The 26,094-nt window shown below is 68.6% G+C and carries 29 protein-coding genes; 16 read left to right on the top strand and 13 right to left on the bottom strand.

Annotation, left to right across the window (positions count from 1 at the left end):
• Positions 1–89: 89 nt before the first annotated feature.
• Both uppS and DVH23_RS00765 read left to right on the top strand, forming a co-directional pair.
• A complete protein-coding gene (gene uppS, locus DVH23_RS00770; RefSeq protein WP_114575527.1) occupies positions 90–1,046 on the top strand; it encodes a polyprenyl diphosphate synthase in 957 nt (318 codons plus the stop codon).
• 56 nt (positions 1,047–1,102) lie between these two features.
• Positions 1,103–1,450 carry a hypothetical protein gene (locus DVH23_RS00765; RefSeq protein WP_114575526.1) on the top strand — a complete coding sequence of 116 codons (348 nt, stop codon included), beginning with the start codon at positions 1,103–1,105 and terminating at the stop codon, positions 1,448–1,450.
• 17 nt (positions 1,451–1,467) lie between these two features.
• Here the strand turns inward: DVH23_RS00765 and DVH23_RS00760 are convergent, their stop codons facing one another.
• Entirely contained in the window at positions 1,468–2,073 is a 606-nt protein-coding gene (locus tag DVH23_RS00760; protein ID WP_114575525.1) for an undecaprenyl diphosphate synthase family protein, read from the bottom strand.
• A gap of 103 nt (positions 2,074–2,176) precedes the next feature.
• Between DVH23_RS00760 and DVH23_RS00755 the strand changes: the two genes are divergently transcribed.
• Positions 2,177–3,490, top strand: coding sequence for a DUF92 domain-containing protein (locus DVH23_RS00755; RefSeq protein WP_114575524.1), 1,314 nt, complete (start codon positions 2,177–2,179; stop codon positions 3,488–3,490).
• On the opposite strand, the gene dnaG is transcribed toward DVH23_RS00755, so the two are convergent.
• A complete protein-coding gene (dnaG, locus tag DVH23_RS00750; protein WP_114575523.1) occupies positions 3,487–4,806 on the bottom strand; it encodes a DNA primase DnaG in 1,320 nt (439 codons plus the stop codon). The two genes, DVH23_RS00755 and dnaG, sit on opposite strands and share 4 nt — an antisense overlap.
• Positions 4,807–4,908: 102 nt before the next feature.
• Entirely contained in the window at positions 4,909–5,874 is a 966-nt protein-coding gene (locus tag DVH23_RS00745) for a helix-turn-helix domain-containing protein (protein ID WP_114575522.1), read from the bottom strand.
• 146 nt (positions 5,875–6,020) lie between these two features.
• On the opposite strand from DVH23_RS00745, the gene DVH23_RS00740 reads away from it, so the two are divergent.
• Together DVH23_RS00740 and DVH23_RS00735 are read left to right on the top strand one after the other, a co-directional pair.
• The gene (locus tag DVH23_RS00740; RefSeq protein ID WP_114575521.1) at positions 6,021–6,284 is read left to right on the top strand and encodes a DUF3311 domain-containing protein; all 264 of its coding nucleotides are present in this window, start codon (positions 6,021–6,023) and stop codon (positions 6,282–6,284) included.
• Positions 6,281–7,756 (top strand): sodium:solute symporter, encoded by a 1,476-nt coding sequence (locus tag DVH23_RS00735; protein WP_114575520.1) that lies wholly within the window; start codon positions 6,281–6,283, stop codon positions 7,754–7,756. Before DVH23_RS00740 ends, DVH23_RS00735 begins: the two co-directional genes overlap by 4 nt.
• A 3-nt stretch (positions 7,757–7,759) precedes the next feature.
• Here the strand turns inward: DVH23_RS00735 and DVH23_RS00730 are convergent, their stop codons facing one another.
• Positions 7,760–8,731, bottom strand: a complete 972-nt coding sequence (locus tag DVH23_RS00730; RefSeq protein WP_114575519.1) for an aldo/keto reductase — start codon at positions 8,729–8,731, stop codon at positions 7,760–7,762.
• A gap of 125 nt (positions 8,732–8,856) precedes the next feature.
• On the opposite strand from DVH23_RS00730, the gene DVH23_RS00725 reads away from it, so the two are divergent.
• The 4 genes from DVH23_RS00725 (at position 8,857) to DVH23_RS00710 (ending at position 12,450) form a co-directional block, all read left to right on the top strand.
• Positions 8,857–10,158 carry a hypothetical protein gene (locus DVH23_RS00725; protein ID WP_198667803.1) on the top strand — a complete coding sequence of 434 codons (1,302 nt, stop codon included), beginning with the start codon at positions 8,857–8,859 and terminating at the stop codon, positions 10,156–10,158.
• Positions 10,159–10,356: 198 nt separating this feature from the next.
• Positions 10,357–11,292 carry an NAD(P)-dependent oxidoreductase gene (locus tag DVH23_RS00720; RefSeq protein WP_114575518.1) on the top strand — a complete coding sequence of 312 codons (936 nt, stop codon included), beginning with the start codon at positions 10,357–10,359 and terminating at the stop codon, positions 11,290–11,292.
• Between the two features lie 58 nt (positions 11,293–11,350).
• A complete protein-coding gene (locus DVH23_RS00715; RefSeq protein ID WP_114575517.1) occupies positions 11,351–12,022 on the top strand; it encodes a glycosyltransferase family 2 protein in 672 nt (223 codons plus the stop codon).
• Between the two features lie 44 nt (positions 12,023–12,066).
• Complete coding sequence (locus tag DVH23_RS00710) at positions 12,067–12,450, top strand: pyridoxamine 5'-phosphate oxidase family protein (RefSeq protein WP_114575516.1); 384 nt, start codon at positions 12,067–12,069, stop codon at positions 12,448–12,450.
• On the opposite strand, the gene DVH23_RS00705 is transcribed toward DVH23_RS00710, so the two are convergent.
• From DVH23_RS00705 to DVH23_RS00685, 5 genes are all read right to left on the bottom strand, one after another.
• Positions 12,447–13,451 (bottom strand): deoxyhypusine synthase, encoded by a 1,005-nt coding sequence (locus DVH23_RS00705; protein ID WP_114575515.1) that lies wholly within the window; start codon positions 13,449–13,451, stop codon positions 12,447–12,449. The genes DVH23_RS00710 and DVH23_RS00705 overlap by 4 nt on opposite strands.
• 94 nt (positions 13,452–13,545) lie before the next feature.
• On the bottom strand, positions 13,546–14,370 hold the full coding sequence (locus tag DVH23_RS00700) for a hypothetical protein (protein ID WP_114575514.1): 825 nt from the start codon (positions 14,368–14,370) through the stop codon (positions 13,546–13,548).
• Positions 14,371–14,607: 237 nt separating this feature from the next.
• Positions 14,608–15,375 carry a Nif3-like dinuclear metal center hexameric protein gene (locus DVH23_RS00695; RefSeq protein WP_114575513.1) on the bottom strand — a complete coding sequence of 256 codons (768 nt, stop codon included), beginning with the start codon at positions 15,373–15,375 and terminating at the stop codon, positions 14,608–14,610.
• An 83-nt stretch (positions 15,376–15,458) separates the two neighbouring features.
• A complete protein-coding gene (locus DVH23_RS00690; RefSeq protein ID WP_114575879.1) occupies positions 15,459–16,778 on the bottom strand; it encodes an FAD-dependent oxidoreductase in 1,320 nt (439 codons plus the stop codon).
• An 80-nt stretch (positions 16,779–16,858) separates the two neighbouring features.
• Complete coding sequence (locus DVH23_RS00685; protein ID WP_114575512.1) at positions 16,859–18,166, bottom strand: TIGR00341 family protein; 1,308 nt, start codon at positions 18,164–18,166, stop codon at positions 16,859–16,861.
• An 84-nt stretch (positions 18,167–18,250) separates the two neighbouring features.
• On the opposite strand from DVH23_RS00685, the gene DVH23_RS00680 reads away from it, so the two are divergent.
• The 4 genes from DVH23_RS00680 to DVH23_RS00665 all read left to right on the top strand — a co-directional run bounded on the left by DVH23_RS00680 (position 18,251) and on the right by DVH23_RS00665 (position 20,531).
• Positions 18,251–18,535: a DUF357 domain-containing protein gene (locus tag DVH23_RS00680; RefSeq protein WP_114575511.1), complete on the top strand. Its 285-nt coding sequence runs from the start codon at positions 18,251–18,253 to the stop codon at positions 18,533–18,535.
• Between the two features lie 204 nt (positions 18,536–18,739).
• The gene (locus DVH23_RS00675) at positions 18,740–19,729 is read left to right on the top strand and encodes a transcription initiation factor IIB family protein (protein ID WP_114575510.1); all 990 of its coding nucleotides are present in this window, start codon (positions 18,740–18,742) and stop codon (positions 19,727–19,729) included.
• A 142-nt stretch (positions 19,730–19,871) separates the two neighbouring features.
• Positions 19,872–20,051, top strand: coding sequence for a hypothetical protein (locus DVH23_RS00670; protein WP_114575509.1), 180 nt, complete (start codon positions 19,872–19,874; stop codon positions 20,049–20,051).
• A 243-nt stretch (positions 20,052–20,294) separates the two neighbouring features.
• Positions 20,295–20,531: a UPF0058 family protein gene (locus DVH23_RS00665; RefSeq protein WP_114575508.1), complete on the top strand. Its 237-nt coding sequence runs from the start codon at positions 20,295–20,297 to the stop codon at positions 20,529–20,531.
• A gap of 299 nt (positions 20,532–20,830) precedes the next feature.
• Here DVH23_RS00665 and DVH23_RS00660 read toward each other — a convergent pair whose 3' ends face one another.
• Positions 20,831–21,295 carry a DUF555 domain-containing protein gene (locus DVH23_RS00660; RefSeq protein WP_114575507.1) on the bottom strand — a complete coding sequence of 155 codons (465 nt, stop codon included), beginning with the start codon at positions 21,293–21,295 and terminating at the stop codon, positions 20,831–20,833.
• Between the two features lie 122 nt (positions 21,296–21,417).
• Between DVH23_RS00660 and DVH23_RS00655 the strand changes: the two genes are divergently transcribed.
• Positions 21,418–22,320 carry a DNA-3-methyladenine glycosylase gene (locus DVH23_RS00655; RefSeq protein WP_114575506.1) on the top strand — a complete coding sequence of 301 codons (903 nt, stop codon included), beginning with the start codon at positions 21,418–21,420 and terminating at the stop codon, positions 22,318–22,320.
• Here DVH23_RS00655 and DVH23_RS00650 read toward each other — a convergent pair.
• A complete protein-coding gene (locus tag DVH23_RS00650) occupies positions 22,314–23,486 on the bottom strand; it encodes an MFS transporter (protein WP_114575878.1) in 1,173 nt (390 codons plus the stop codon). The genes DVH23_RS00655 and DVH23_RS00650 overlap by 7 nt on opposite strands.
• 147 nt (positions 23,487–23,633) lie before the next feature.
• Between DVH23_RS00650 and DVH23_RS00645 the strand changes: the two genes are divergently transcribed.
• On the top strand, positions 23,634–24,830 hold the full coding sequence (locus DVH23_RS00645; RefSeq protein WP_232833679.1) for a CynX/NimT family MFS transporter: 1,197 nt from the start codon (positions 23,634–23,636) through the stop codon (positions 24,828–24,830).
• Positions 24,831–24,847: 17 nt separating this feature from the next.
• On the opposite strand, the gene DVH23_RS24035 is transcribed toward DVH23_RS00645, so the two are convergent.
• Together DVH23_RS24035 and DVH23_RS23385 are read right to left on the bottom strand one after the other, a co-directional pair.
• Entirely contained in the window at positions 24,848–25,006 is a 159-nt protein-coding gene (locus tag DVH23_RS24035; protein WP_198667820.1) for a hypothetical protein, read from the bottom strand.
• The gene (locus DVH23_RS23385; RefSeq protein WP_157972293.1) at positions 25,003–25,167 is read right to left on the bottom strand and encodes a hypothetical protein; all 165 of its coding nucleotides are present in this window, start codon (positions 25,165–25,167) and stop codon (positions 25,003–25,005) included. The genes DVH23_RS24035 and DVH23_RS23385 overlap by 4 nt, the downstream gene beginning before the upstream one ends.
• A 135-nt stretch (positions 25,168–25,302) precedes the next feature.
• Here DVH23_RS23385 and DVH23_RS00640 point away from each other — a divergent pair, with 135 nt between their 5' ends.
• Positions 25,303–26,082: a hypothetical protein gene (locus tag DVH23_RS00640; protein WP_114575504.1), complete on the top strand. Its 780-nt coding sequence runs from the start codon at positions 25,303–25,305 to the stop codon at positions 26,080–26,082.
• Positions 26,083–26,094 lie beyond the last annotated feature (12 nt).

The following is a 26,094-nucleotide window of genomic DNA, read 5'->3' as shown; positions in this document are numbered from 1 at the left end:
CGATCGGTGTCCGTGATCGACTGTCGGGATTCCTGTGGGGGCCGCCGAGTCGCAAGAATCATGGTCGTCGGCTGGCATGGGGGAGACGAATGAAACGTCGCCTTCGCCGGGGCGTCTACGCGGCCTACGAGCGCCTGCTGAGCCGGGAGGTCGGGAAAGCGCCGACCCACGTCGCGGTCATCCAAGACGGAAACCGTCGCTACGCCCGGAAATCCGGCGACGAGCCCACGGAGGGCCACCATGCGGGCGCGAAGACGACCGAGCGGGTCCTCGAGTGGTGCCAGGAGGTCGGCGTCGAGGAGCTGACCCTCTATACGTTCTCGACGGAGAACTTCGACCGGCCAGAGGACCAACGGGAGGCGCTGTTCGATCTGCTCTGTGAGAAGCTCTCGGAGTTCGCCGACGCCGATGAGGTCCACGACAACGAGGTCTGTATCCGCGCGATCGGCGACATCGACCAGCTTCCAGGACGGGTCCAGGAGGTCGTCGACTACGCGGAGAGCCGGACCGAGGGCTACGACCGGTTCGTGCTCAACATCGCGCTGGCCTACGGCGGCCGCTCCGAACTACTGGAAGCCGCCCGGAGCGTCGCCCGCGACGTCGACCGGGGCGAGCTCGCTCCCGAGGAGATCGACGTCGGGACGATCGAGCAGCGGCTGTACGACGACCCCGTGCGGGACGTAGACCTCATCATCCGGACCGGTGGCGACGAGCGGACCTCGAACTTCCTGCCCTGGCACGCAAACGGCAACGAGGCCGGCGTCTTCTTCTGTACGCCCTACTGGCCGGAGTTCTCGAAGACCGACTTCCTTCGGGGCATTCGAACGTACGAGCACCGCGAGGCCTCCTGGCGCCGGACCCGGGCCCGCCGGGCGCTTTCGCTCCTGCGTGCGGTCGGCGAGACCGAACTCGCCGAGGCCCGCGAGGTCCTCGCCCGATTCCGGGACTCGCTGCCGATCGCCGAACGCCCCGATGCCGAGGACATAGAGGGCGACGTCGCGGATTCGGCCCGCGTCGCCGACGGCGGGGAGTCCCCCCGGCTGTAGCCCGCGGTCCGCGGATGGAGTTATATTTATAACATAACCAGGAGTTGCCGTTGGTAATGGGATCGACGGCCACCCCGATCGACGTCGAACGGTTCCGGGACCGGACGGGGATCGGGACGGACGACGCGTACCGACTGCTCGCCGACAGCCGCGTCCGGACGACGCTTCTGGTCCTCCGCGAGAACGAGGTCGTCGGCATCGATCGCCTCGTCGAGGCTGTCTTCCGGGTTGAGAGCACGGTCCGGGCTGACGTCGTCAGGATCGAACTCGTCCACGTCACGCTCCCCAAACTCGAGGAGTACGGTCTTCTCGACCGTGAGCGCGATGACGGTCGGCTCGTCGTCGAGCGTGGGCTCTCCGCGGAGGCGTTCGCGGCGGCGGTGGTCACGGCCGACCGGGCCTGATCGGACGTCGGTGTCGCCTACTCGCCGTAGCGCCTCGATCGGTTACAGAACTCGCGGACGGCCCGAAGGAAGTCCCGTTTGCGGAAGTCCCGCCAGTTGACGTCGGTGAAGTAGAGTTCGGAGTAGACCGACTGCCAGATCATGAAATCGGAGAGCCGTTCGGCGCCGGTCTTGATCACCAGGTCGGGCTCCTCTGGGAAGACGAGGTGGTCCTCGATGTGGCCGTCGTCGATCTCCTCGGGGGACAGCTCGCCGGCCTCGACGCCGCCGGCGATCGTTTCGACCGCGCTCGTGAACTCGTGTTTCCCGCCGAGGCCGATCCCGATCTGGATCGGCGCCGACGCGGGCGTCCGGTCGTCGGGTCCCCGGACGGCGACCGCTCGCGGGGCGTCGATCCCCTCTAACTCCCGGCGGAGCGTCGGGACCGCTGCAGCATCGAGGACGCTCACGTAGACCGTCACCCGCTCGGCGTACTCGATCGCCCACTCGAAGAAGTCGGTGAGGGTCCCGTAGGCGCCCTGCTCCAGGAGGTCGCGTTCGGTGATCACGAGCGCGACGTGGTCGGGGGGGTCGCCCTCGTGGCGCCGGAGGCGAACCGAGAGATAGCGTTCGTACAGTCCCACGGTCTCCCGTTCCGGCCCGGAATCCTAACGATACCGGTTTCGGGTCGGGTCGAAACTCACGGAAAGGGGAAGTTAAGTAACCCCCACGGAAAGAAGCGACACCGTGACATCGACCGTTCGGCGGGCGGGAGCGTTCGCCGCGCTCTCGACGCTCTCGCTTGCCGTCCCGCTCGTCGGCCCGGCGCCCGCGGCCCCGATCGCCGCGGTCGTTCTCGCCGGGGTCATCGCCGTCCGCGACGGCCCGCTGTTCGATCTCTTTGCCTATCCTGGCGACTACGAGGACGAGCGCCTCTACGGGCTCGCGACGTTCGTCCTCGCGGCGGCCGCCCTCGGCCTGCTCGCGGCCGCCTTCGGGCTCCCGATCCCCGTCTTCGTCGCCGCCGTCGTCCTCGTCGGCTACGGCAACCTCGCGGCGGTCGCCGCCGGCGACCGGACCGACCGCGACGTGGCCCCTGCCGTCGCCTTCTGTCTCGGGGGGGCAACGGCGGCCGTCGCCGGCCAGACCCTCGCGCGGTGGCTCCTCGCCGCCCCGGTCGAGCCCGCGCTCCCGCTGGTCGTCTTCGTCGCCACGAGCGCCGGCCTGCTCGGGGCGCTCCTCCGGGACGTGCTCACCCCCTACGACGACCCGATCGTCATGCTCGCCGTCGGCCTGCTCGCCTGGCTGCTCGCCGGCTTCGAGCCCGTCGTCGGCACCGTCGAGATCGCGGGTGCGCTCGCGGTTACCGCCGCCGTCGGCTACGCCGCCGTCGCCCTGGGCGCGGCATCGGTCGCCGGCATGCTCACCGGAACGTTGCTCGCGCTTCTGACGATCGTCCTCGGGGGATACAGCTGGTTCGCCGTCCTCATGGCGTTCTTCGGGATCGGCAGCGTCTCGACGAAGTTCCGCTACGAGGAGAAGCGAAGCCGGGGCATCGCACAGGAAAACGACGGCGCCCGGGGAAGCTCGAACGTCCTCGCGAACTCCGCGGTCGCGCTTGCGGCCGTCCTCGGCTACGCCGCCGGCTCTGCCGACCTCCTTCCCGTCCCGCCCGACCCGTTCCTCTTTGCCTTTGCCGGCTCGCTGGCGACCGCACTGAGCGACACCTTATCGAGCGAGGTCGGCGGCGTCTTCGATACGCCCCGGCTGATCACGACCCTGAAGCCCGTCGATCCGGGCACCGACGGCGCCGTCACCTGGCAGGGCGAACTCGCCGGGATCGCCGGCGCGGCGGCCGTCGCCGGCATCGTCTACGCGCTCTTCCCGACCGTCGGGGGCGCCGGCGCGGCGGTCGTCGTCGTCGCCGGCGTCGTCGGGATGACCGTCGACAGCCTGCTGGGCGCGACGATCGAGGGCGGAGCCGTCGGCAACCAGGGCGTCAACTTCCTCGCGACGCTCTCGGGCGCTCTCGTCGGGGCCCTCGCGGTGTTCGTGTTTTAAGGATTCTCCGGGGCGACGTCGGCGATCGAGTGGAGCCGAACGGCCGTAGGGCGTTTCGTGAACTCCCCCAGCGACCGGCCGACGATCCGGGCGACTCCCCGGTCGGCCGCCAGGTCCGCCAGCTTCTGATCGACGACGCCGTCGACGACGACCGTCTCGGGGACCGTCTCGAGTCCCTCGAGACGGTCGTAGGCCTCGCCGGCGTCGGTCTCCGCGATGACCGTCCCGGCGTCGTCGACGTACCGGACCCGGCCGGTTCCCTCGCGAACGATCTCAGTGGCGTGGTCGTAGACGGTCCTGGCGGGGCCGCCCCCGGAGTCGTCCCCGTCGCCGTCCGTGTCGGTTCCTTCCTCGCCGGGTGTGGCCGTACCCTTTCCCGATCCCACGTTCGCGCCGTCCGGTTCCGGCGGCCGCTCCGGTTCTCCGGTGGACTCGGGGGTCGGCGCCGGATCGGGTGCCGGTGCCGGGGTCGCGCTCCCGTCGGTCGCCGCGACCTCCCTGGGGGCGCTTTCCTCGGCGACGGCGTCGTAGGGGGTCTTGTTGCGAAGCGCGGTGAACACCTCGTGGTGGCCCAGTTCCTCGACCGAGCGCTCCTCGGGCGCGAAGGCGACGTAATCGACGTCACCGACCTGGGTCAGTTCCTCCAGAATGAGGTCGCCGCCGCGGTCGCCGTCGAGGAAGGCCGTCGTCGTCCGCTCCTCGGACAGCGCCGCGACGGCCTCGGGGACGTTCGTCCCCTCGACGGCGACCGCGTTCTTGATGCCGTACTTCAGAAGCGTGAGGACGTCCGCCCGCCCCTCGACGACGATGATCGCGTCGCCCTCCTCGACCCGCGGGCCCGCGGGCAACCCCTCGTACTCGGTGACGTCGTCGACCCTGACGTGTTGTCGGACCTCCGCTAAGATCTCCTCGGAGCTCATCACGGTGTCGTCGAACCCCGTCCGGAGGAGTTCGGTCGCCCGGTCTACCACCTGCTTTCGTTTCGCCGCGCGGACGTCCTCGATCTCGCGGACCGTGAGTTCGGCCCGACAGGGGCCGACCCGGTCTATGGTCTCGAGGGAGGCCGCCAGCGTCGCGGTCTCGACCTTGTCGAGGCTGGTCGCGATCGTGACTTTCCCCCTCGAACGGCCCTCCGTGCTCTCGATCTCGGCATCGATCCGGCCGACCTTCTGGGAGTGGCGCAGGTCCCGGAGGTCGAGTTCGTCGCCGAGCAGCCCCTCGGTCTGCCCGAAGATGGCGCCGACGACGTCGCTTCGCTCGACGACCCCGTCGGCCGTGACGTCCGCGTGAATGAGGTATTTCGACGTGTCTTCCATGGAACCACCCCTCTCGGGGGACCGGCGCGGGCCCGCGCCGGCGATCTATTGGATACTCGTACGGACGTTACGTGCAAATACCTGTTGACCTCCCGGTCGGTCTCAGTAGGGCCTGCGGTACCACCAGACGGTCACCAGAGTGAGCACGCACAACCCGCCGAGGAAAAAGAGGACGCCGGGCGGGACCGCACCGAGGACGGCGTCGGCCGCCTCCGGCACCCCGTCGGCGGGCGTCCCGGTGCCGACCGGTTCGGTTTCGGTCGGTGTTGGCGTCTCCGTCGGGGTGGACGTCTCGGTCGGCGTCGGGGTGTCGGCCCCGCCAGTGCCCGTTTCGTTCGTACCGGTCGCGTTCGCGTCGGCACCGTCGTCCACGCCGCCGGTCTCGTTCGCGCCGCCGCCGGTGTCAACGCCGCCAGTGTCGTTGCCGCTCGATTCGTTCGCCCCTCCCACGTCCTCTATCCCAGCACCCTCCTCCTCGAGGGCGTCCTCCTCGTCGGCCGCCTCGGTCTCGCGCGCGTCGTCCCCTTCGGTACCGCCGTCCTCGCCAGCGTCGTCTCCGTCCGTCGAGGCGTCCTCCGGACCGGCGTCGTCGCCGCCAAAACCCGACGAGTCCAACAACCCCATCGCCGAGGCGAGTCGCTCGAGGCCGTACTGGACGAACAGGCTCGCGCCCGCGAGCACCGCGAGCCCGCCGAGATACCGCGACAGGGCCTCCCGGAGCCGGTCCGCCCGCGAGCGGTCGGCCGCGACCACGAGCGGGCCGTCGCTGGCCGCGTAGACGCTCATCTCGTTGCCCCGCGAGGAGTACCAAGTATCGACGACCTCGATCAGCCCCGCCTCCTCCAGGCTCTCTATGTGGTAGCGGACGTTCTGGATCGAGGTGTCTACCGCCTCGGCGACGTCGCTCGGCGTCGCGGGCTCTGCGGCCAGGTGGCCGTAGATCCGCCGGGCCGTCGTCGAGGACAGCGCCCCGAAGACGGCGTCGGCGTCCTCGCCCTCGAGGTCGACGACGCGGGGTCGGTCGTCGGTCTCCGGCGTCTCCGAGCGCAGGGGGAACAGCCGGGCCATCTCAGGTCGGTCATTCGAAGCGACACGTATAATCCCTTCTGCTACCTGAAATCGCCGTTTCACCTTGGAAAACGGGCGTTTCACCGTCCTCACTGGACGGCTGCCGGGATGGAAAGCGTTACCACCCGCCCACGGCAAGCCCGGTCATGAACCACGGTAGCCTCGAACTGGCGGGCTGGATCGCCGTGGCGGTCGTCCTCGTCTCCCTCGCGATCCCCTGGTTCCTCTGGGGAGTCGAGACGACCGCCGCCGGCCTGCCGGTCTGGCTCTGGTGGCACGTCGGCTGGATGCTCCTCGCCTCGGTGGTCTTCCGGCTGTTCGCCGACCGTGCCTGGGGAATCGGAATCGAAACCGGCGACGGGACGGACGGCGACTCCGACCACACGGAGCGGGGTGTCGAGTCCCGATGAGCGTCGCCCTCCAGGTCGGGATCATCGTCGGCTATCTGATCCTCGCCTTGCTCGTCGGGGTCTACGCCTACCGCCTGACCGACCGGACCGCCGAGGACTTCTACCTCGCGAGTCGCACCCTGGGGACCGTCGTCCTCCTCTTTACGACGTTCGCGACGCTGCTCTCGGCGTTCACGTTCTTTGCGGGGCCGAACATCGCCTACGCGAACGGTCCCGAGTGGATCCTCGTCATGGGGTTGATGGACGGCATCGTCTTCGCGATCCTCTGGTACGTCATCGGCTACAAACAGTGGCTCCTGGGCCGCCAGTACGGCTACGTCACCGTCGGCGAGATGCTCGGCGACCGGTTTGGCTCTCGGTACCTGCGGGGACTCGTCGCCGGCGTCAGCCTCCTCTGGCTCTTTCCGTACGTGATGCTCCAGCAGGTCGGTGCCGGCACGGCCCTGGAGGCGCTGACCGAGGGGGCGATACCCTACTCGGTCGGCGCCGGGCTCATCACCCTGTTCATGATCGTCTACGTCGTCCTCGCGGGGATGCGCGGGATCGCCTGGACCGACACCCTCCAGGGGGCGTTCATGCTCGTCATGACCTGGGTCGCGCTCCTCTGGGTGCTCGTCGCCATCGGCGGCCCCTCCGCTGCGACCGCGACCCTCGCCGACTCTGCCGAAACCGCCGGCTTCCTCTCGCTGGGCGGCGACTTCTACACCCCCCAGTGGATGCTCTCGACGGCGATCACGATCGGCTTCGGCGTCGCGCTCTTTCCCCAGGTCAACCAGCGATTCTTCGCTGCGGGCTCCCGAAAAGTCCTCAAACGGTCGCTGGCGCTGTGGCCGATCCTCTGTGTCCTGCTTTTCGTCCCCGCGTTCATGCTCGGCTCGTGGGCCGCCGGGCTCGAGCTCTCCGTGCCTGCGGGCGATAACGTCCTGCCGGTGATCCTCGCTGAATACACCCCGACCTGGCTCGCCGCGCTCGTGATCGCGGGCGCGATGGCCGCGATGATGTCCTCGTCGGACTCGATGTTGCTCTCGGGATCCTCCTATTTTACCCGAGACCTCTACCGGCCGTTTATCGACGGCTCGATATCCGACCGCCGGGAGGACCTGATCGCCCGCGTCGGCGTCGTTCTCTTCGCGACCGCCGCCTTCGTCGCGAGCCTCTACAATCCTGCCACTCTCTTCGAGATCGGCGACGCCGCCTTCAGTGGCTTCGCCCAGCTCGCACTTCCCCTCATGGTCGCACTCTACTGGCGGGGGACGACCCGCGCGGGGATCACTGCCGGGATCGCCGCCAGCCAGACGTTCTACCTCGCGAGCCTCTTTACTGCGATCTTCCCGGCGACGTACGCCGGGTGGACCCCCGGCGTCGTCGGGATGGCGATCGGGCTCGCACTCACCGTCGGCGTCTCGCTCGTGACGACGCCCGCGACCGACGAACGCCGAGCGCGATACTTCGAGGGGGTCGGCGGCGACTAGAGGTTAGATCCCGAACACCGGCAGCGGCTCGTACGGTTCCTCGAGATATTCCCGGTCGCTCTCGGTGAGACCGATCTCCATCGCCTCGACGGCCTGCTCCAGGTGATCGATCGAGGTGACGCCGACGATCGGCGCGGTGACCAGTTCACTGCCGTACTGCCAGGCCAGCGCGATCTGGGCCATCGAGACGCCCTTCTCGTCGGCGAGTTCCTCGACGCGCTCGTTGATCTCGTGGCCGCCGCCCTCGTGGTAGACGTCGCCCGGATCGTGTTTGTTGTCGGGATCCGAGCGGGTCGTCGCCCGGTGGTCCTCGTGGGGCCGGGCCAGAAAGCCCTGGGCGAGCGGTCCCCACGGGACGACGCCGACGCCCTCGCGATCACAGAGGGGCAGCATCTCGCGTTCCTCCTCGCGGTAGGCGAGGTTGTAGTGGTTCTGCATCGAGACGAACCGCTCTTTGTCCAGCCGGTCGCTCGCGTACAGCGCCTCGGCGAACTCGTGGGCCCACATCGAGGAGGCCCCCAGATACCGGACCTGGCCCCGGCGGACCGCGTCGTCGAGCGCCCGGAGGGTCTCCTCGATCGGCGTTTCCGGATCGGCGCGGTGGATCTGGTAGAGGTCGACCGTGTCCATCCCCAACCTCCCGAGGGACTTCTCGAGTTCCGTCCCGATCGTCTTGCGGGAGAGCCCCGCCGAGTTCGGGTGGTCGGTGTCGGAGGGAAACCGGACCTTGGTTGCGACGACGAACTCCTCGCGATCGTAGCCCTCGAGGGCAGAACCCAGGATCTCCTCGCTTTCTCCGCCCGAATACATGTTCGCCGTGTCGAAGAAATTGACCCCGAGGTCGATCGCCCGATCGATGATCTCGTGGCTCTCCTCCTCGTCCAACATCCACGACTCCCTGCTTCCGAAACTCATACAGCCCAGACAGAGTTCGCTCACCGAGAGGCCCGTGTTCCCGAGGGTGGTGTACTCCATGGCCGACCGGTCAATCCCGTCGGTGATACGTGTTGTCGTTCCGGCGATGGGGCCCGTGTCGTCGGCGACCCGCGCGTGTCTCCCCCGGCGGACCTTAAGTGGGTCCGGGAGGAACGTCGTCGGTGATGGCCGATTCCCGCCCGGAGCGTCCGGACGATTCGAACCCCCCGGCTCGCCCGGAACGCCCGTCCGGTGGCGAGCGCCCGGAGGACCCCGAACTGGTGGCCGCCGAGTGCGAGGGGGCGATCGACCTGCGAGTGGACGTCGGCGTGGTCGTCGCCCACGCTCCCGACACCGACCCCGACGCCCTCCGGTCGTTCGCGAGGCGGGCAGCGGGAGACGCCGTCGAGGAACTGGCGTCGGCGACGGACGTCACCTGGCGGTTCTACCTCGAGGACTCGACGCGCCTCGCCGACCACGACCGGCGCCGGCCCTCGGAGTTCCTCGACCGTGCGACCCACCGGATGGTCGAGGGCCCCTACGACGCGGTGGTGGTCGTAACGGACGTCCCGCTGATCTCGCGGCGCGAGCGGGTCGTCCCCGGGCTGGCGTCGCCGCTCTCGCGGGTCGCGGTCGTCTCGACCCGGCTCCTCCGGCGTGCGCGGCGGGGCCGACCGCGCTACGCCCTCGATGGGGCGCCCGTCCGCTGGAACGCGGCGACGCTCGTGGTCCACCTCGTCGGACACGTCCTCGGGGCCCGCCACCGCGAGGGCGGCGGCGTCATGGACCGGTTCCGGTTCGACCCGGACCGGCGAGAGGTTCCCCCCTTCGACGCCGACGTCGAGGCCTCCCTCCACCGGCTCGCCGGCGAGATCCCCGCGTCCGAAACCCGCCCGCGGGGACCGCTTGCCCGTCTCACCTTCCACGCGGGAAGCGCCGTCCGGAACTCCCGCATGGTCGGTCGGGCCCTCCTCGACAGCCGGGCACCCCTGCTTCCCCTCTCGCTGCCGAAGCTCTCGACGGCCGCGGTGACCCCGACGCTCGTCATCGTCTTCAGCGCCGAGTCCTGGGACGTCGGCTTCCACATGGGGAACCCGACCGCAGCGCTGTTCGCCGCCACGAGCGTCCTCGTCGCGGCGCTCTATCTCCTGTTCGCCCAGAACCTCCAGTTCCCTCGGAAGCGCCACCGGATCGTCACCGAACACACCGCCCTGGTCAACGTCACGGTCTTTCTCGTCCTCGTGCTGGCGATGGCCGGCCTGTTCACGCTCGTCTGGACGATCATCCTCGTCATCGAACTGGTCGTCTTCCCGCCGAACCTGATGGGAAACTGGCCGAGCCTGGAGGATCCCTCGGTCGGGCTCGCCGACCTCGTCCGGACCGGCGCGTTCATCAGCACTATCGGGGTCCTCTCGGGTGCACTCGCGGGCGGACTGGAGAGTCGGACCATCGTCAGCCACCTCACTCTCTTTCTCGATCGCCCCTGATCTCGAGTTGGTGCCTGAAAGCTGGCCTCGGCACTCATAGGGCTCGTCACGACCGGATGCCGAGTCCGGCTCGGAGCGGATGATTCGTCATCGGCCACCCCGATCTACCGTCGTCGGGCCAAAGACCCTTGCGACCCGCTCGAGCGGGGACGACCCACATCGGGACGGTTTTAGTGGGTCCGGCGCGAGCCCCCGCGTATGGCGAACACGCAGGCCGACGACGGCGAGAGCGAGTTCGATCACGCTATCGAGACCGCGGTCGTCACGGGCGCGGCGGGGAGCGTCGGCTCGTGGGTGACCGATCGGCTCGCCGACGACGGCGTGGAGGTCGTCGGGCTCGACCTGAATCTGCCGGAGGGGACCCGCTCGAACGCCCACTTTCGGAGCGTAGACCTCACCGAGCAGGGACCGACCTGGGAGACGATCCACGAGATCGACCCCGACGCGGTAATCCACTGTGCGGCGATCTCGGGCCCGCTCGACGATCCGGGGACGCGGGTCTACGAGAACAACGTCATGAGCACGTACAACACGCTCGTTGCCGCCGGGCGGGCCGACGCGGAGGTCGTCTGGACCTCCTCGCAGGCGGTGTACGGACCCCTGTTCGCCGCCGAGCCCTGGGTGCCCGACGACCTGCCGATCGACGAGGGGACGGAGCTCCGACCCGAAGACCCGTACGGAACCTCGAACGCGGCCGGCGAGGAGATCGCGGCGATGGTCGCCCGCCGCTATGGAGTGTCCGTCACGACGCTGCGTCCGACCTCGATCTACACCCCCGGCGAGTACCGCGCCCGCCCACAGCGCGAGGGCTTTGACCTCTCCTCGGCCGAACTCAGCGGGAACTTCTGGTCGTACGTCGACGTCCGGGACGTCGCCCGGATGGCCGAGGCCGCGCTCGCGGCCGACCTGCCGGGCCACGAGATCTTTTGCTGTACCGCCGACGAGAACCACCTCGGCCACCCGACGGCGGAGCTCATCGAGGCGACGGGTCACGACCTCCCGGCCGACCACGGGCTCTCGGGCGACGAGTCGGCCTTCTCGAACGCGAAAGCCGAGGAGCTGCTGGGGTGGGAACCCGCCGTTTCCTGGCGAGGCGTCGAGGAGGAGACATCCTCGCATCCGGAGTGGCTGTAACCCGCCTGCGGGCCGAAAGCACGGACGGTTAAGACCCTCGAGGTCGGAATCGGGAGGGATGGCGCGGACGGACCCACCCGACGTGAGCTTCGTCGTCCCGGCGATCGACGAGGCCGACTACGTTCGGGAAACTCTCGGAAGCATCCGGGACCTCGATACTGACTACGTCTACGAGACTCTCGTCGTCGACGGCGGCTCCACGGACGGAACCCCCGAAATCGCCCGCGAGTCCGGCGCCCGACTGGTGGCCCAGGAGGGAACGGGGATCGGTGCGGCCCGCCACCAGGGGGCCACGGAGACCGACGGCGAGTGGCTCGCGTTCGTCGACGCCGACACCGAACTCCGCGCGAACTACCTGACCGAACTGCTCGGCTTCGCCCACCGGGAGGGGCTCGCGGCCGCCTCCTCGCGGTGTCGGATCACGGGTCCCTGGCGAGCGAAGCTGATGGAAGCGACCATCAACCACGTCTTTCCCCGGCTCTCGCGGCCGATCCTCCCCGGATTCAACCTCCTCGTCCGCCGGGAGGTCTACGAGGCGTCGGGCGGGTTCCCCAACGTCGGCAACGAGGACACGGCCTACAGCCGCCGGCTCGCCAGCCGGTATCCGACCGGCTACTGTCCCGAAGTCTTAGTCGAGACTTCCGGCCGGCGGATCGCCGACAGCGGCCTCACCGGCGCCGCCGTCCACTATCTGGCTCTCGACGCCGCCCGGCTTCGGTCGGGGTACTGACCACCGGGCCAAACCGCTTTGGCCGTCCTCACCGTACGTCGCCCATGAGCGTCCCCCCGGAGGCCGAGCGATTGCTCGAGAGCCGACCGCTGATGGCCCACCTCGCGACCTCGGTGGAGGATCGCCCGCACGTGGCCCCGGTGTGGTACCGATACGAGGACGGAACTATTGACCTCTCGATCGGGGGCCGAAAGCTCGAGAACGTCCGGGCGAACCCCCGGATCGCGCTCTCGGTCCAGCACGACGAGGACGGCGACGCCCGCTGGATGGTCTCCCTGCGTGGCACTGCGCGGGTCGTCGAAGAGAGGGAGCAAGCGGAGGCCGCGATCGCCCGGATCAACGAGAAGTACGGCGCGAGCGCCGATTCCTACGGCGACAACGAGTTCGTCCGGGTCGAGGTGGGGTCGGCGACCTACAGCACCTATTAGGACTCGACGCGCTCGCGGGCCGCGGCGACGACCAGCGGGAGCGTGATCGTCGCGTCGGCGTACACCGAGACGTTCTCGGCCGTTTTCTCGAACTTCCCCCACGACCGGGCCTCGTCGAGCGTGGCGCCCGAGAGCCCGCCGGTCCGGGGTGGGTCCATCGTGAGCTGGACGCCGTAGTCGTAGGCGCCGGGCGTGACGAGCATCGTCTGGAGCGTGAAGTTCTTCGGGACGCCGCCGCCGACGACGAACGCGCCGGCCTCCTCGGCCTCGAACGCCCGGTCGGTCAGCGAGGTCATGTCCCCCAGGGCGTCGAGCGTGAGGTCGTTGGTCTGGGAGTAGATCCACGCCTGGAGGCCGAGCACCGAGTCCTGGATCGCCGGACAGTAGATCGGGACCTCGTTTTCGTACGCTGCGGCGGCGATACCGGGGTCCTCCGCGACGTCCTCGCGGTCGTTGACCACGGCGTTCGCTCGCCCGAGTTCGCGGGTCAACTCCTCGATCGAGACCGTCCCCTCGGCTTCGGGGAACACCTCGCTGCGGAGATGGCTCTCGAACTCGGCGAAGTGTTCCTGTGGGAGGTAGACGTTGTAGATCCGATCGACGCCCTCCTCACGCAGGGCCTCGTCGTGTTCGCGCTCGGTCTTGCCCTCGCTACAGACCTCGCCGTGGTGGTGTTTGCCGCCGATGGCCTCGATCGAGTCGTGGGTCAGCGTCGCGCCCGTCGTCACGAGGACGTCGACGTACCCGTCACGAATCAGATCCGAGACGATCCGGCGCATTCCCGAAGGGGCCATCGCCCCCGCGAGCCCGAAGAAGACGCTCACGTCGTCGTCGAACATCGCCTCCGTAATGGAGACGGCCTCGTGGAGGTCGGTCGCGCCGAGGCCCGCAGCCCCGTACTCGTCGGCGAGGTCGCCGACCGTCATCCCCGCTCGAGCCTCGGCGTGGCCGACCGGATCGTGGGAGAACGTTTCCCGGTCTCCCGTCCCGTCGTGGGTCATGTCGAAGGATGAAACCGCCGGGGGCTTCAACGCCGCGATCGGTCCCGGCGAGGGACTGGTCGCCCGAACCGACGAGCCGCCGGATCAGTCGGGATCAGTCCTTGCAGTCGCAGCCGATATCCGTCTCCGCGTCCGCGGTGGCGATCTTCTTCCCGTCGTAGTAAAGCGACACCGTCGCCGTTCCCGAGTTCCCGAGGCCGACCCGGAAGCACTCCTTTTTGCCCGCGGCGACCGCCATGTAGTCTCGCTTCCCGTCGCAGTGGCGTTTCCAGCCGACCTTCACGTCCTGCTTGCCGTGGTTCTCGACGCGGAATGTGCCGTACTTCTCGTTGCCTTTCTTCGCGCCGGACTCGTAGCACACCGGGGCCAGGTCGATCCGCTTGGCGGGGTCCTTTCCGTGATCGTCCTTCTCGTCGTCGTCGTCGTCGTACGTGCCGTCTTTTCCGTCGTGCTTGCCGTCGTCTTTCTTCTCGTGGTCGTCTTTCTTCCCGTCCTTCTCGTGGTCGTCTTTCTCGTCGTGCTTGCCGTCTTTTTCGTCGTCCTTTCCGTGGTCGTCCTTCTTCCCGTCGCTCTTTTTCCGGCCCTTTTTGTCGTCGTGCTTGCCGTTGTCGTCTCTGCCGTCGCTCTCGTCGTACTCCTTTTCGTTCTCGCCCTTCCCGGCGTCTTTCTTGCCGCGTTTTCCGTCCTTCTTCCGGCCGTCTTTGCCGTCGCGGTCTTTCCCGTCGTCCGTTTTTCCTCCCTTGCCGTCGTCGTTGCCGTCCTCGTCCGTCTCGTTTCCGTGCTCGTCGCTTTCCTTCTCGTCGCCCTCCTCGTGGGCCATCGCGGTCGAGAGCCCGAGCGTCGCGCCGCCGATCACCGTGCCGGCCGCGGCGATTCCTTTGAGGCTGTCCCGTCGAGTGAGTCGTTTTCGGTCCGTCATGGTGGCTCCCTCGCGGTCGTCCGAGGGATGGAGGACGGTCCTCGGCCCCTGACTATTGTTAGTTCAGGAGTATCAGCCGCTAGCGACTGCCATCTCAGGGGTGTCCGTTCGCCATCCCGAACCGAGATCGTCCCTGACCTGTCGGAGCAGCGACCCCCGTCCCGGTAACGAATTCCTACCTTCGGGTACGGATACGGCACTCGAATTGATCCGCCCGGTGACTGGCTCGACTTGCGCTCACAGCCCCGTCGGAGCGTCGACGTACGTCGTCTCGAGTCCCCAGTCCGAGACGAGGTCCGCGAGCGAGCGCACGCCGAAGGTTTCGGTCGCGTAGTGGCCCGCGAGCACGACCGAGACCCCCGACTCCCGGGCCTCGTGGTAGACCTTCCCTTTGCCCTCGCCCGTGATCAACACGTCGGCGCCCCCGGCCTCGGCCTCGTCCAGCCAGTCAACGCCGCTGCCGGTGACGACGGCGACCCGCTGGAGTTCCTCGGGGCCGAACTCGAGGCTCCGAACCGGCTCGCCGCCGGTATCGAGTTCGTCGTTCAACCGACTCACGATCTCCTTGAGCGATCGCGGCTCCGGGAGCGTACCCCGTTGGCCGATATACTGGCTCCCGAGCTCGCCGAACGGTTCGCGCTCCTCGAGGCCGAGCGTACGCGCGACGCCGGCGGCGTTGCCGAGTTCCTGGTGGCCGTCGAGCGGGAGATGGGAGGCGTACAGCGCGAGGTCGGCCTCGACGAGCGCCGCGATCCGGTCGTAGGTCCGGCCAGTCACGCGTTCGAACCCGCCCCAGGAGAGCCCGTGGTGGACGACGAGGGCGTCGGCGCCGGCCTCGCTCGCCGCCTCGAACGTCTCTCCGACGCCGTCGACGGCGAAGGCGACGTGCTTGACCTCCCGTTCGCCGGGGCCCACCTGGAGCCCGTTCGCGCTCGCGTCGACGTCGGCGTAGTCGGCGGTCCCGAGTTCGTCGTCGAGCCGGTCGGCGAGGTCCTGGAGGTCCATGCCGGCCGTTCGATCAGGAAGCCCTTGTAGCTCACGTCTCGCGACGGCCCGTCGAATCCGCCTGCAGCGCCGAAACCAGCCGTCTAGTCGTCGGCCGCAATGGCTTCGCTCTCGGCGCTCTCCTCGGCTCGCTCCAAGTCCTCGAGATACTCGTCGGCGTCGATGGCGGCCTTCGAGCCCATCCCTGCGGCGGTGACGGCCTGCTGGTAGTGGTAGTCGACGACGTCGCCGGCGCCGAAGATGCCGGGGACGTGGGTCTCGGTCTGGCCGCCGCCCTCGCCGCCACGCGTCTCGAGATACCCCTCCTCGTCGGTCTCGACGCCGGTCCCCTCGAGATACTCCGTGTTCGGGGTGTGGCCGATCGCGAAGAAGACGGCGCCGACGTCGAACGCGAACTCCTCGGTCTCGGGGTCGTCCAGGCGGTCCGTGGGATGGCCGGCGTCGTTCGTGACCAGCGTGACGTGATCGACGCCCTCCTCCTGGGAGCCGTGGATCTCGGTCAGCTCGGTGTTTCGCATGATCTCGATGTCGCCGGCCTCGACCTGCTCTTGGACGCGATCGATCCAGTAGTCCTCGGCGCGGAACTCCTCGCGGCGGTGGACGAGGTAGACCGTGTCGGCGAACTTCGTGAGGAAGGAGGCCTCCTCCATCGCGGCGTCGCCGCCGCCGACGACGAGCATGTCCTCGTCCCGGAAGAAGGCGCCGTCACAGGTCGCACAGGTCGAGAGCCCGTAGCCCATCAGCTCCTCCTCGCCGGGGACCCCGAGGGTGCGCGCACTCGCCCCCGAGGCCGCGATCACGGCGTCGGCGGTGTAGACGTCACCGTTGGTGAGTTCGACGCGGAACGGCCGGCTCGAGGCGTCCACGTCGTCGATGATCCCGTTTCTGAGCTCGGCGCCGAACTGGGTCGCCTGCTCTTTCATGTTGTTGACCAGTTCGGGGCCGCCGATCCCCTCGGGGAAGCCGGGGTAGTTCGCGACGTCGGTGGTGAGGGTGAGCTGTCCGCCCGGCTCGTCGCCCTCGATTACCAGCGGCTCGTTGTTCGAGCGGGCCGCGTAGATCGCCGCCGTCAGTCCCGCGATCCCCGTTCCCGCGACGAGCAGCGTTCGGTGCTCGGCCTCTCCGTCGTCCTCCGTTTCGATCCCGAGTCTCTCGTCGAGTTCGCCGGTCTCCTCTATCGCGCTCGTCTCGTCCCAGCCGCCGATCAGCTCGTCGTCGACGAACACTTCGGGGGCGGTCTTGCGGCCGTCGGCGCGTTCGACCATCTCCTCGAAGCGCTCCTCGTCGCCCGTGACGTTGTACTCCTCGTACTCGATGCCCTTCGCGTCGAAGAGGTCCTTTGCCTTCTCACAGTAGGGACACTCCTCCTTGGTGTAGATCTCGACCCGGGGCTGGTCGCTCATGGTCATGTGTAGGGAAACGCGCCGTATACGCGTTGCGCTCGCGCCACCGTTGTCCGGTAGACACGACGGGGTCGGCTCGCTTACCGATCCCCGCTCTCGGTGGTGGTCTGTTCGACGTACTCGACGGTGACGGCGACGTCCCGTCCGGAGCGCTCGCTCACCCGCTCGTCGATCGCCTCGGCCAGATCGGGATAGGCCCGGTCGGCCGGACGGCTGACCGAGACCGCGATCTCGTTCGTCTCGCTCAGGAGCCCCCGGTCCTCGAACTCCACGCGGACGCCGACCACCTCGAGGTCCTCGTAGCGCTCGTCGGCGAGGACGGTCCGGACCTCGTCGTGGACCTCGTTCTCGAAGGCGACGTGTTGACCGAGGACGGCGCCGCCGGCGAGGAGGACGACCGAGAGGACGAGGACCGCTGTCAGCATCGTTCCGATCCGGTCGCGCCTGAGGTTCGCCCGAAGGTGGCCGGCGTTCCAGCCGTCGGGACGGTAGCCCAGGTGCCAGAAGACGACCAGGCCCGCGAGGACGATCGCGACGACGTTGGTCAGGAGCAAGACCAGCGCCCCCAGGGCGATGAGGGGCTCGCCCCACGCGACGCCGATGCCGACGGCAGCCGCGGCGGGGATCAGGGCCGCGGCGATCATGACGCCGACCAGCGAGACGGGAAGCGCCGTCGCCAGGCCGAAGGCTCCGGCCGCACCCGCCGAGACGCCGACGACCGTCGAGAGCAGTCCCGGAGAGATCCGGGAGTTCACCTGCTGGATCGCCGAGACGTCGATCGTCGAGGGGAAAAAGCCGCCGTGGCGGACGAGCACGGCGAACGCGAGCGAGCCACAGACGGCGACGACCAGCCCGCCGAGCAGCGAGGAGAGCCCGTCGACGACCATCTCCCGGTCGTTGATCACGGTGCCGACGGTGCCCGTCATCGCGGCACTGACCTGCGGGGCGATCACCATCGAGCCGACGACGATCGCCGGCGAGTCGAGCAGCAGTCCGGCAGTGGCGACGAACGCCGAGAGCAGCGTCATCGCGTAGTAGGTCCCGGCGCCGGGGGTCATGCCGATGGCCTTCGACCTGATCTCCTCGTGGGCGACGGAGTCATCAGTTTCGGATCCGCTGACGAACCGCTTCTCGAGCTCGTCGATGTTCGTCGTCTGTGCGGTCTCGATCGTCGAAACGACGCTGTAGTCGCCGTCGTCGAACCCCGTTTCCCTGACCCGCGAAAGGACGTGATCGACCGCCTCTGTCGGGATTGGAAACTCGATGACCATCGCGTCGGAGCCGTTTTCCTCCTCGCTTGCGGCCACGTAGTCGATGTTCTCGTCGTTCAACACGCCGGTGACCGCCTCGACGTCCTCTCCCGACACCAGTAGCGTAATCTCCCGCATCTAACGTCTGGCTCCCAGGACGGTCAGCTACTTACGCCTGTCCGAAACCGACAGAGCGTTTAGGCGACGGGCGAACCCCCACCCATGCCGGCCGACCTCTCGGAGAAGACCGACCGCTACGGGGAACTGCTCGAGGCGGCCCTCGAGGCGGCGGCGATCGCTCCCCCCGACGGGACGCCGATGGCCGAGGCCGCCACGGAGTGTTACGAGATGGCCGAGGCCTACCTTGAGGACGGACGGCACTTCCGGGCCGAGGGTGACCCCGTCAACGCCCTCGCGGCCTTTTCGTATGGCCACGCCTGGCTCGACGCGGGTGCGCGGATCGGGCTCTTCGACGTGCCCGAGGAGGGCCACCTCTTTACGGTCTGACGACCGGAAGCGATATGTACGGTCGAGGCGCCGACTCCGGGCGGGCGACCGCCGGGCCGGCCGAAACCTTCATAAACTACATGGTAAGTCGTTTATTATGGAGGCGAAAGATTTATACGGCTTTCGGACTTACGCTATGTTAGCTGGGGCGTCCGGGGTTCTTCTGGTTTCACCCACCCGGGAGCCCCGAGTAACAGACCAACAATGACTGACACCATTACCCGGAGCTATACCGAAGAAACGGAGCGAACGAACGCCCGGACCGAGGAGACCGAAGAGGAACAGGCCGGCGAGCAAGAGCACTGTCCGGAGTGTGGCGGCCGGCTCGTCTCCGACGACGAACACGCAGAGACCGTCTGTACGGACTGCGGGCTCGTCGTCGAGGAAGACGAGATCGACCGCGGCCCCGAGTGGCGCGCGTTCGACGCCAGCGAGAAAGACGAGAAGTCCCGCGTCGGCGCCCCCACCACGAACATGATGCACGACCAGGGGCTGTCGACGAACATCGGCTGGCAGGACAAGGACGCCTACGGCAAGTCCCTGTCGAGCCGCCAGCGCCAGAAGATGCAGCGCCTGCGCACCTGGAACGAGCGCTTCCGCACGCGTGACTCCAAGGAGCGAAACCTCAAGCAGGCCCTCGGAGAGATCGACCGGATGGCGAGCGCGCTCGGCCTCCCCGAGAACGTCCGGGAGACCTCGAGCGTCATCTACCGCCGAGCGTTGGAGGACGACCTCCTGCCCGGGCGTTCGATCGAGGGCGTCGCGACCGCCAGCCTGTACGCCGCCGCCCGCCAGGCCGGCACCCCCCGGAGCCTCGACGAACTCGCCTCGGTGAGCCGCGTGGACAAGATGGAGCTCACCCGGACCTACCGCTACATCGTCCGGGAACTCGGCCTCGAGGTCAAGCCCGCCGACCCCGAGAGCTACCTCCCGCGGTTCGTCAGCGACCTCGATCTCTCCGACGAGACCGAGCGAATGGCCCGGGACCTGCTGGACAGCGCCCGCGACGAGGGCGTCCACTCGGGTAAATCGCCCGTCGGCCTCGCGGCCGCGGCCGTCTACGCCGCCGCCCTGCTGACCAACGAGAAGGTCACCCAGAACGAGGTTTCGGGCGTCGCGAGCATCTCCGAGGTCACCATCCGCAACCGCTACAAGGAGCTCCTCGAGGCCTCCGAGACTGCCCCGGCGGCCTGAGATGACCGACCCGACGACCGCGACGACGGCACCCATCGTTCTCCGCCCTTAATTCTCGCCGACGCCGTACGCGACTCCGCGAGTGGCGACGCTCCCGCCGCGATGCGAAACGTTTTGGGTTAGTGGTCTGTACACACGCAGCATGGACGAAACGAGCGTACAACTCCTCTGTCCGGAATGTGCGAAAGACTGGCAGCTCGGCCCGAGCGAGCTTCCGGGCGCCTCCGAGCTGTTCCACTGCCCGAACTGTCACGCCTCGCGGCTGACCGCCGAGTTCACCCGGACCGACCGCGATCTGCAGACGCTGAAACAACTCGGCTAACCCCGTCCGGCCGGTCGTTCGACCCCTCCCGGAAGCTCCCCGTTCACCGACAAAATACGACCATAAATCGTTCAGGATCGTTCGTAATCGCGCCTTTCTGCGACCGTTCACCCCGTTTGGTTCTCCTACCGGCCCGCGCCGAGAACGGTCCTCGGAGTTACATGAACGGGTTCCGGTGGACTCAGTATGGTAACGAGGCTCAAGATAATAATATAACCCTGCGGTGGATAGGCGAGGATGGTTATGAAGAAACAGGAACTCATCCACCTTCACGGGCTTCTTGCGGAGGTATCGAACCAGTGTGCGGCATGGGACGACTGTCGGATCGACTTAGAGGAGTACGACTCCCTTGGCATTCGACCGACGTCGATCCACAAGTCGAAGACCGACCACAAGGCGGCTGTTTTCGCGCTCGCGGCGGGCATCACCGAGGAGATGGACGAAGCCGAGTCCCGACCGGTCGCCGCGACCGCGGACTAACGAGGAGACGTCGTCGCAGTCCGAACACACGTCCTACTGGCGAGACTCGACCGTTCACGACGGTTGCCCCGGATTCGTGACGGGCTGCCACACCTTCGAGCACAGCCACGATCGAAGCAGCCGCGACCGCTCGGGAATCGGGCCGATCCGCCGGCACAGCAACCCGTGCGGGGACCCCATCGATCCGGGCCGTCCGACGCCGACCGGGACCCCGACTTCTCCAGGTCCGACCGGAACGAAAGAAGCGAGTCGATCGTTTCGCCGTAGCAAGGATGGATTTCCGACCGAAACGACCGGAGTCACTCGACCAGGTCCTCGAACTCGGGGAGGATGTCGTCGTCACCGTCGTCGCCCGCGTCCTCGGAACCGTCGTCCGAGCGGTCGTCCCCCATCTCGTCGTCGTTCGTCTCCTCCTCCTCGCCGTCGTCGTCTTCCAGGACTTCGACCTCGAGGACCTCGAGGGGAATGTTCTCGAGGCGCTGGCCGATCTCCTTGCGGGCGATCCGGGAGGCGTGTTCCTCGCGTTCGACGTTGAAGACGGTCATCTCGAGTTCGAGCGCGACGAGGGCCTCGTCGGCCGCGATGAACGCCGGGGGGAGTTCCTCGCCCGAGGGGGAGGTTCGGGTGCCCATGTCGATCTCGACGTAGTTCAGGTCGGGGTTCAACATCTCGCCGGTCTTCGAGATTCCGATGCGGATCGCCTCGTCCTCCGTTTCCACGTCGAACACCGGCACGGCAGCCTCGACGACGACCCTGCAGTCCATACCCGGAGTACCGTCGCCGGCAGTATGAAGGTTCTCCCTGCCCCGAGAGCGGCCGTAGCGGGCCTCTGGAGGGAGCCGCCGGGTTCCGAAAGGCAAAAGCGACCGCTCCCGACACGACGACCATGGCAGGCGACCCCGTCTCCGGTGCCGTCCCGATCGAGGACCTCCCCGGCGGCCTCGACCTCTACTGTACCCTCGAGAGCGGCCAGACCTACCTCTGGACCCGAGAGGACGGCGCGATGTACGGCGGCGAACGGTCTCCCGGCGCGTGGTACGCGACCGTCGCCGACGGCAACGTCGTCCAGGTCCGCCAGCGCGAAGGGGTTCTCGAGTGGGAGTCCACGACCGACGCGGGGAAGCTGGTCCGGCGCCTCCTGCGACTCGACGCCGACCTCGGGGCGATCGCCGGGCGCGCACCCGCAGACCCGCTCGTGCAGACGGCGTTCGAGCGCCATCGGGGGCTCCGACTCGTCGACGATCCCGCGTTCCCGACGCTGATCTCCTTTATCTGTTCGGCCCAGATGCGCGTCTCGCGGATCCACGCGATGGTCGCCTCGCTCGCGCGGGCCTACGGCGAGGAGGTTGTCTTCGATGGGATGACTTACCACTCCTTTCCCGATCCCGACTCCCTCGCGGCGGCAACCGAGGCCGAACTCCGCGAACTCGGCCTCGGGTATCGCGCGCCCTACGTCGTCCGGACCGCCGAAATGGTCGCCGCCGGCGAGGGCCACCCCGAAGAGGCCCGCGACCTCCCCTACGAGGATGCCCGGAAGTACCTCACCCGGTTCGTCGGCGTCGGCGAGAAGGTCGCCGATTGCGTCTGTCTGTTCGCGCTGGGGTTCGACGAGGCCGTCCCCCTCGACACCTGGATCCGCTCTGCGATCGAGGAGCGCTACCCCGACTGCGACCGGGGGTCCTACGCCGACACCTCGCGGGCGATCCGCGAGCGCTTCGGGGGGAGTGAGGCGGGCTGGGTCCAGACCTACGTCTTCCACCATCTCCGCACCGGCGGCGAGGCTCAGTAGCCGAGCGCGAGGACGCGGTTGGCCGCAAGCGCGAGGAAACAGCCGAGCAGGAGCACCCCCAGCGTCGCGAAGGCGACGCCCCATCCCAGGAGGTCGGCGGTGAGGCCGACGCCGGCCGATCCCGCGGCACCGAGGACGGTGTAGACCGTCCGGACGAGCCCGAACCCGGTCCCGCGGTCCTCGTCTCCGAGCGCGTCCATAAAGCGGGGGTCGATCGCCGAGAAGAAACTCGAGCTGAGCCCGGCGAGGATGATTCCGGCCGCCACGGTGGCGAGCCCGCCTGCCACGACGAGCAGCGGGAGGCCGACCGCGCCGGCGGCCATCGAGCCGGCGATCGCGGCGTCCCGGCCGTAGGTGTCGGAGACGCGCCCGACGGCGATCTGGCCGCCCGTCCTGACGACGAAAAACGCCGAGAACGCGACCCCGGCCGCGGTCGCCGTGTAGCCGTGGAAGCCGACGAGGAAGGCGGGGAGAAAGGAGAGTAGCCCCTGGGCGACGTACGTTCCGGCGACCGCGATGGCGAGGGGAAAGGCGACGGAGGGCCGCGCGAGGAGATCGAGCAGCGGGGCCAACTCGAGGCTCTCCCGGAGCGGCTTTCCGGGGTTCCGGGGTTCCGTCGGACGGACCCGGAGGGCGAACAGGACGAAGATCGGGACCCCGACGACCGCCGTCGAGGCGACCGCGGGCCGCCATCCCCATCGAACACCGATCCCGGCGGCGGCGACCGGCGCGACCAGTCCCGCCAGCGGACCGCCGACGGAGTGGAGCCCGACCGCGGTGCCGAGGTCGTCGAACGTCCGCGAGAGCAGGGTCGTCGCGACCGCGTAGTGGAGGCCCGCGACGCCGCCCAGCGCGACCGCGGCGGCGACGAACAGGGGGTAGACCGGCGCGAGCGCGAGCAGAAGGGCCATCACCGTCGTCCCGCCGACGGCCACGAGGATGACCGGACGCTCGCCGTAGCGGTCGGCGAGGATCCCGCTCGGGAACTGCGCGAGCCCGTAGGCGAGCCACATCCCCGTCAGGGCGACCCCGACCAGCGTGTTCGTGATCGCGAACTCCGCCGTCAGAAGGGGGACGACGGGGCTGATCGCCAGCCGGCCGAAGTAGGTGACGAAGAACGCGAGCAGACACGAGAGGAGGACCGTGTGCCGGTACTGCCAGGTTATCACGCGATGTGTACGCGACTCGGTGGACTGACATGAGGGTGGTGCTTCCGGCGAGGACCTCCCGCGATCCGGGTTCGTCCGGCCGCGATGCTCTCGGCTCGTCGCCCATTCCATACGCTTTTCGTTCCCTCCCCGTTCGGGTCTGCCGTGGACGAGACTCGCCGGGCGTACGGGCTGGTTGTCGCCGCGACGCTCGGTTACGCCTGTCTCTCCGTCATCTGGTTCTCGCTGCCGGCGTACCTCCCGACGATCATCGAGGACGTCGGGCTCTCGAGCACCGAGGCGGGGATCCTCGCCGGGGCCGTCCCGCTCACGTACGTCCCGCTGGCGCTGTTTTCGGGACTTGCCGTCGATCGCGTGGGCCCGGGACGGATCATCGCGGTCGGCGCGATCTGTTACGGGTTCGGCCAGATCGGCCGGAGTCTCTCGCCCGGTTTCGCCTCGCTGCTCGCGTTCTCCTTGCTGATCGGGGTCGGCGCGACGACGATCACCTTCGGTCTCCCGAAGCTCGTCTCGATCCTGTTCGCCCCCAAGGAGACCGGCCGTCCGTCGGCGATCTATCTGGTCGGGGCCTCCGCTGGATCGGCGTTCGTCTTCGCCGTCGGCCGGCCAGTCCTGGGACCTGCTCTCGGGGGGTGGCGTCCGCTCTTTCTCTGGAGCGGGATCGTCGCGGTCTGCTACGGCGTCTGCTGGCTCGCCCTCGCGCTTTCGGCCGGGATCGACGACGGGACCGACGGCGGCAGCTTCGCCCTCGAGTCCGTCGTCGCCGACCTCCGCCTGGTGCTCTCCCACCGGGAGCTCCGGCTCGTCGTCGCCGTCGGGACGATGTACCTCCTGCTCAACCACGGGATACAGGGATGGCTTCCGACGATCCTCGAGTCCCGGGGGATCTCACCGGCCGTCGCCGGCCGGGCGACGAGCCTGTTCGTCGCGGCCTACGTCGCCGGAGTCCTGGCGATCCCGGAACTCGCGGACCGCTTTGGCGCCCGTGGGCTCGCCCTGGTCGGCTGCGGGCTCGGGGTCGTCGTCGGAATGGCGGGCGTGATCGCCGGCGATGCGGGCGCGGTGGCGGTCGCCGGCATCGTCGTGACCGGTGCCAGTACCGGCGGGGTCTCGCCGCTCGTCCGGGCGATCCCGCCGGACCTGGAAGGGATCGGCTCGCGGCTGACCGGGACCGCGGTCGGCTTCATCTTCGCCGTCGGCGAGATCGGGGGCTTTCTCGGGCCCGTCCTCGTCGGCTCCGCCCGCGACCTCACGGGCTCGTTTCTCCCCGGGCTCTGTCTCCTGCTCGCCGCCGGGGCAGTCGTCGTCCTCGCCGGCCGAGCACTCCGAGGGGTCGCCTGAGGCCGCCCCTAACCGCGTCACTGCAGGAAGTAGGTCGCGATCTCCGCCGACTCGCAGCGCGGACAGCGCTCGGCCCCACCCTCGACGGTCGTTCCGCATCGCCGACACTCGTGGAACTCCCCGGACGCCGGCCCCCCGAGCGCCGCCCGGAACAGCCGCGGGATCGGCGAACTCATACCGGACGGATCACCTCCCGGCAGCCGGGACACTCGGCGAACGCCGTCACCTCCCCCCCGCCACGCTCGTACTCGATGAGCACGCGTGCGGGCGCGATCGCAGCCGCACACTCCGGGCAGATGCCGAGTGCCGGCGTGTCGTGGGTGGACATCACGCCCATCTTGACCATCATCGAGGGTAAATGATCCGGGCGGTTCCAGCGAGCGTACCGACCCCGTAGCTATTTACGGGAGAACCTCGTGGCCGGGAGAAACGCCTATCTTCACGGGGCCAGTACCGTCCCCACGAACTGACCGTGCTCCTCGAGTCGACGTTCCGGATCCTCGCCCAGCGGCCCGTAGCCGTGATACCGTTTCTGGTCGCGCTCTGGGTGACCTACCGCGTCTTTGGATCCTGTCGGGACGCGCTCCGACGCTGGGCGGTGAGGGGGGCGCTCCTCCTCGGGGTCCCGCTCTTCGTGGCCCTCTTCCTCGCGGAGTTCGCGGCGAACCCGCTTTTCGACCGGGGCGCAGACCTCCTGATCCGGGCCGAAAGCGCGGTTCTCGGGCTGGCCGTCCGCCTCCTCGATGCGCTGCTGGCGGCCTGGCTCCGGGTGGCCCTGCTGGGAATCGACGCCACAGCGGCGGCGTTCGGGGAGACGGCCGCCGACGCGGTGCCGGCGCTCTCGGGACTCGCCTTCCCGGTCGCCGTCTTCGCCCTCGAGTTCGCCGCCGGCGCCCTCCTGATCTACGTCCTCCATCGCTCGACCCGCCCGGACGGCTCGTGGTGGCGCCCCTGGTTCACCGGGGTCGGCGCCGTCCTCTTCTGTTCGGGCTGGCTGGCCACGCTCGTCCGGGCCGACGCCTGGCGGGTCGGCGAGGCGACGGTGGCCGGCGGCTTCGTCGCCGGCATGGTCGGGCTCTCCCTGGGCGTGACGACGATGATCCTCGCCGTCCGCCCGAACTTCGAGGGCGACTCGCTGGGCGCTCACCTCCGGGGGACCGACCTTCGGGCGGCGCTGTGGGGGACGGGAAGCGAGGCGCCCGATCCCGAGCAGGGGGCCGACCGGGGCGTCGGCTCCCGGGCGAAGCGTTGATGGCGGTTCCCG

This window comes from Saliphagus sp. LR7 (assembly GCF_003344565.1).
GTDB classification, from domain to species: domain Archaea; phylum Halobacteriota; class Halobacteria; order Halobacteriales; family Natrialbaceae; genus Saliphagus; species Saliphagus infecundisoli.
Note: the sequence above shows the minus strand (reverse complement) of the source record. Positions and strands in the feature narration are given on the sequence as shown.

Excerpts from the sequence above, each read along its gene's own strand:
- uppS (WP_114575527.1), top strand. The coding sequence starts at position 90 with ATGAAACGTCGCCTTCGCCGGGGCGTCTACGCGGCCTACGAGCGCCTG.
- DVH23_RS00765 (WP_114575526.1), top strand. The coding sequence starts at position 1,103 with ATGGGATCGACGGCCACCCCGATCGACGTCGAACGGTTCCGGGACCGG.
- dnaG (WP_114575523.1), bottom strand. The coding sequence starts at position 4,806 with ATGGAAGACACGTCGAAATACCTCATTCACGCGGACGTCACGGCCGAC.
- DVH23_RS00745 (WP_114575522.1), bottom strand. The coding sequence starts at position 5,874 with ATGGCCCGGCTGTTCCCCCTGCGCTCGGAGACGCCGGAGACCGACGAC.
- DVH23_RS00740 (WP_114575521.1), top strand. The coding sequence starts at position 6,021 with ATGAACCACGGTAGCCTCGAACTGGCGGGCTGGATCGCCGTGGCGGTC.
- DVH23_RS00735 (WP_114575520.1), top strand. The coding sequence starts at position 6,281 with ATGAGCGTCGCCCTCCAGGTCGGGATCATCGTCGGCTATCTGATCCTC.
- DVH23_RS00730 (WP_114575519.1), bottom strand. The coding sequence starts at position 8,731 with ATGGAGTACACCACCCTCGGGAACACGGGCCTCTCGGTGAGCGAACTC.
- DVH23_RS00725 (WP_198667803.1), top strand. The coding sequence starts at position 8,857 with ATGGCCGATTCCCGCCCGGAGCGTCCGGACGATTCGAACCCCCCGGCT.
- DVH23_RS00720 (WP_114575518.1), top strand. The coding sequence starts at position 10,357 with ATGGCGAACACGCAGGCCGACGACGGCGAGAGCGAGTTCGATCACGCT.
- DVH23_RS00715 (WP_114575517.1), top strand. The coding sequence starts at position 11,351 with ATGGCGCGGACGGACCCACCCGACGTGAGCTTCGTCGTCCCGGCGATC.
- DVH23_RS00710 (WP_114575516.1), top strand. The coding sequence starts at position 12,067 with ATGAGCGTCCCCCCGGAGGCCGAGCGATTGCTCGAGAGCCGACCGCTG.
- DVH23_RS00705 (WP_114575515.1), bottom strand. The coding sequence starts at position 13,451 with ATGACCCACGACGGGACGGGAGACCGGGAAACGTTCTCCCACGATCCG.
- DVH23_RS00700 (WP_114575514.1), bottom strand. The coding sequence starts at position 14,370 with ATGACGGACCGAAAACGACTCACTCGACGGGACAGCCTCAAAGGAATC.
- DVH23_RS00695 (WP_114575513.1), bottom strand. The coding sequence starts at position 15,375 with ATGGACCTCCAGGACCTCGCCGACCGGCTCGACGACGAACTCGGGACC.
- DVH23_RS00690 (WP_114575879.1), bottom strand. The coding sequence starts at position 16,778 with ATGAGCGACCAGCCCCGGGTCGAGATCTACACCAAGGAGGAGTGTCCC.
- DVH23_RS00685 (WP_114575512.1), bottom strand. The coding sequence starts at position 18,166 with ATGCGGGAGATTACGCTACTGGTGTCGGGAGAGGACGTCGAGGCGGTC.
- DVH23_RS00680 (WP_114575511.1), top strand. The coding sequence starts at position 18,251 with ATGCCGGCCGACCTCTCGGAGAAGACCGACCGCTACGGGGAACTGCTC.
- DVH23_RS00675 (WP_114575510.1), top strand. The coding sequence starts at position 18,740 with ATGACTGACACCATTACCCGGAGCTATACCGAAGAAACGGAGCGAACG.
- DVH23_RS00670 (WP_114575509.1), top strand. The coding sequence starts at position 19,872 with ATGGACGAAACGAGCGTACAACTCCTCTGTCCGGAATGTGCGAAAGAC.
- DVH23_RS00665 (WP_114575508.1), top strand. The coding sequence starts at position 20,295 with ATGAAGAAACAGGAACTCATCCACCTTCACGGGCTTCTTGCGGAGGTA.
- DVH23_RS00660 (WP_114575507.1), bottom strand. The coding sequence starts at position 21,295 with ATGGACTGCAGGGTCGTCGTCGAGGCTGCCGTGCCGGTGTTCGACGTG.
- DVH23_RS00655 (WP_114575506.1), top strand. The coding sequence starts at position 21,418 with ATGGCAGGCGACCCCGTCTCCGGTGCCGTCCCGATCGAGGACCTCCCC.
- DVH23_RS24035 (WP_198667820.1), bottom strand. The coding sequence starts at position 25,006 with ATGAGTTCGCCGATCCCGCGGCTGTTCCGGGCGGCGCTCGGGGGGCCG.
- DVH23_RS23385 (WP_157972293.1), bottom strand. The coding sequence starts at position 25,167 with ATGGGCGTGATGTCCACCCACGACACGCCGGCACTCGGCATCTGCCCG.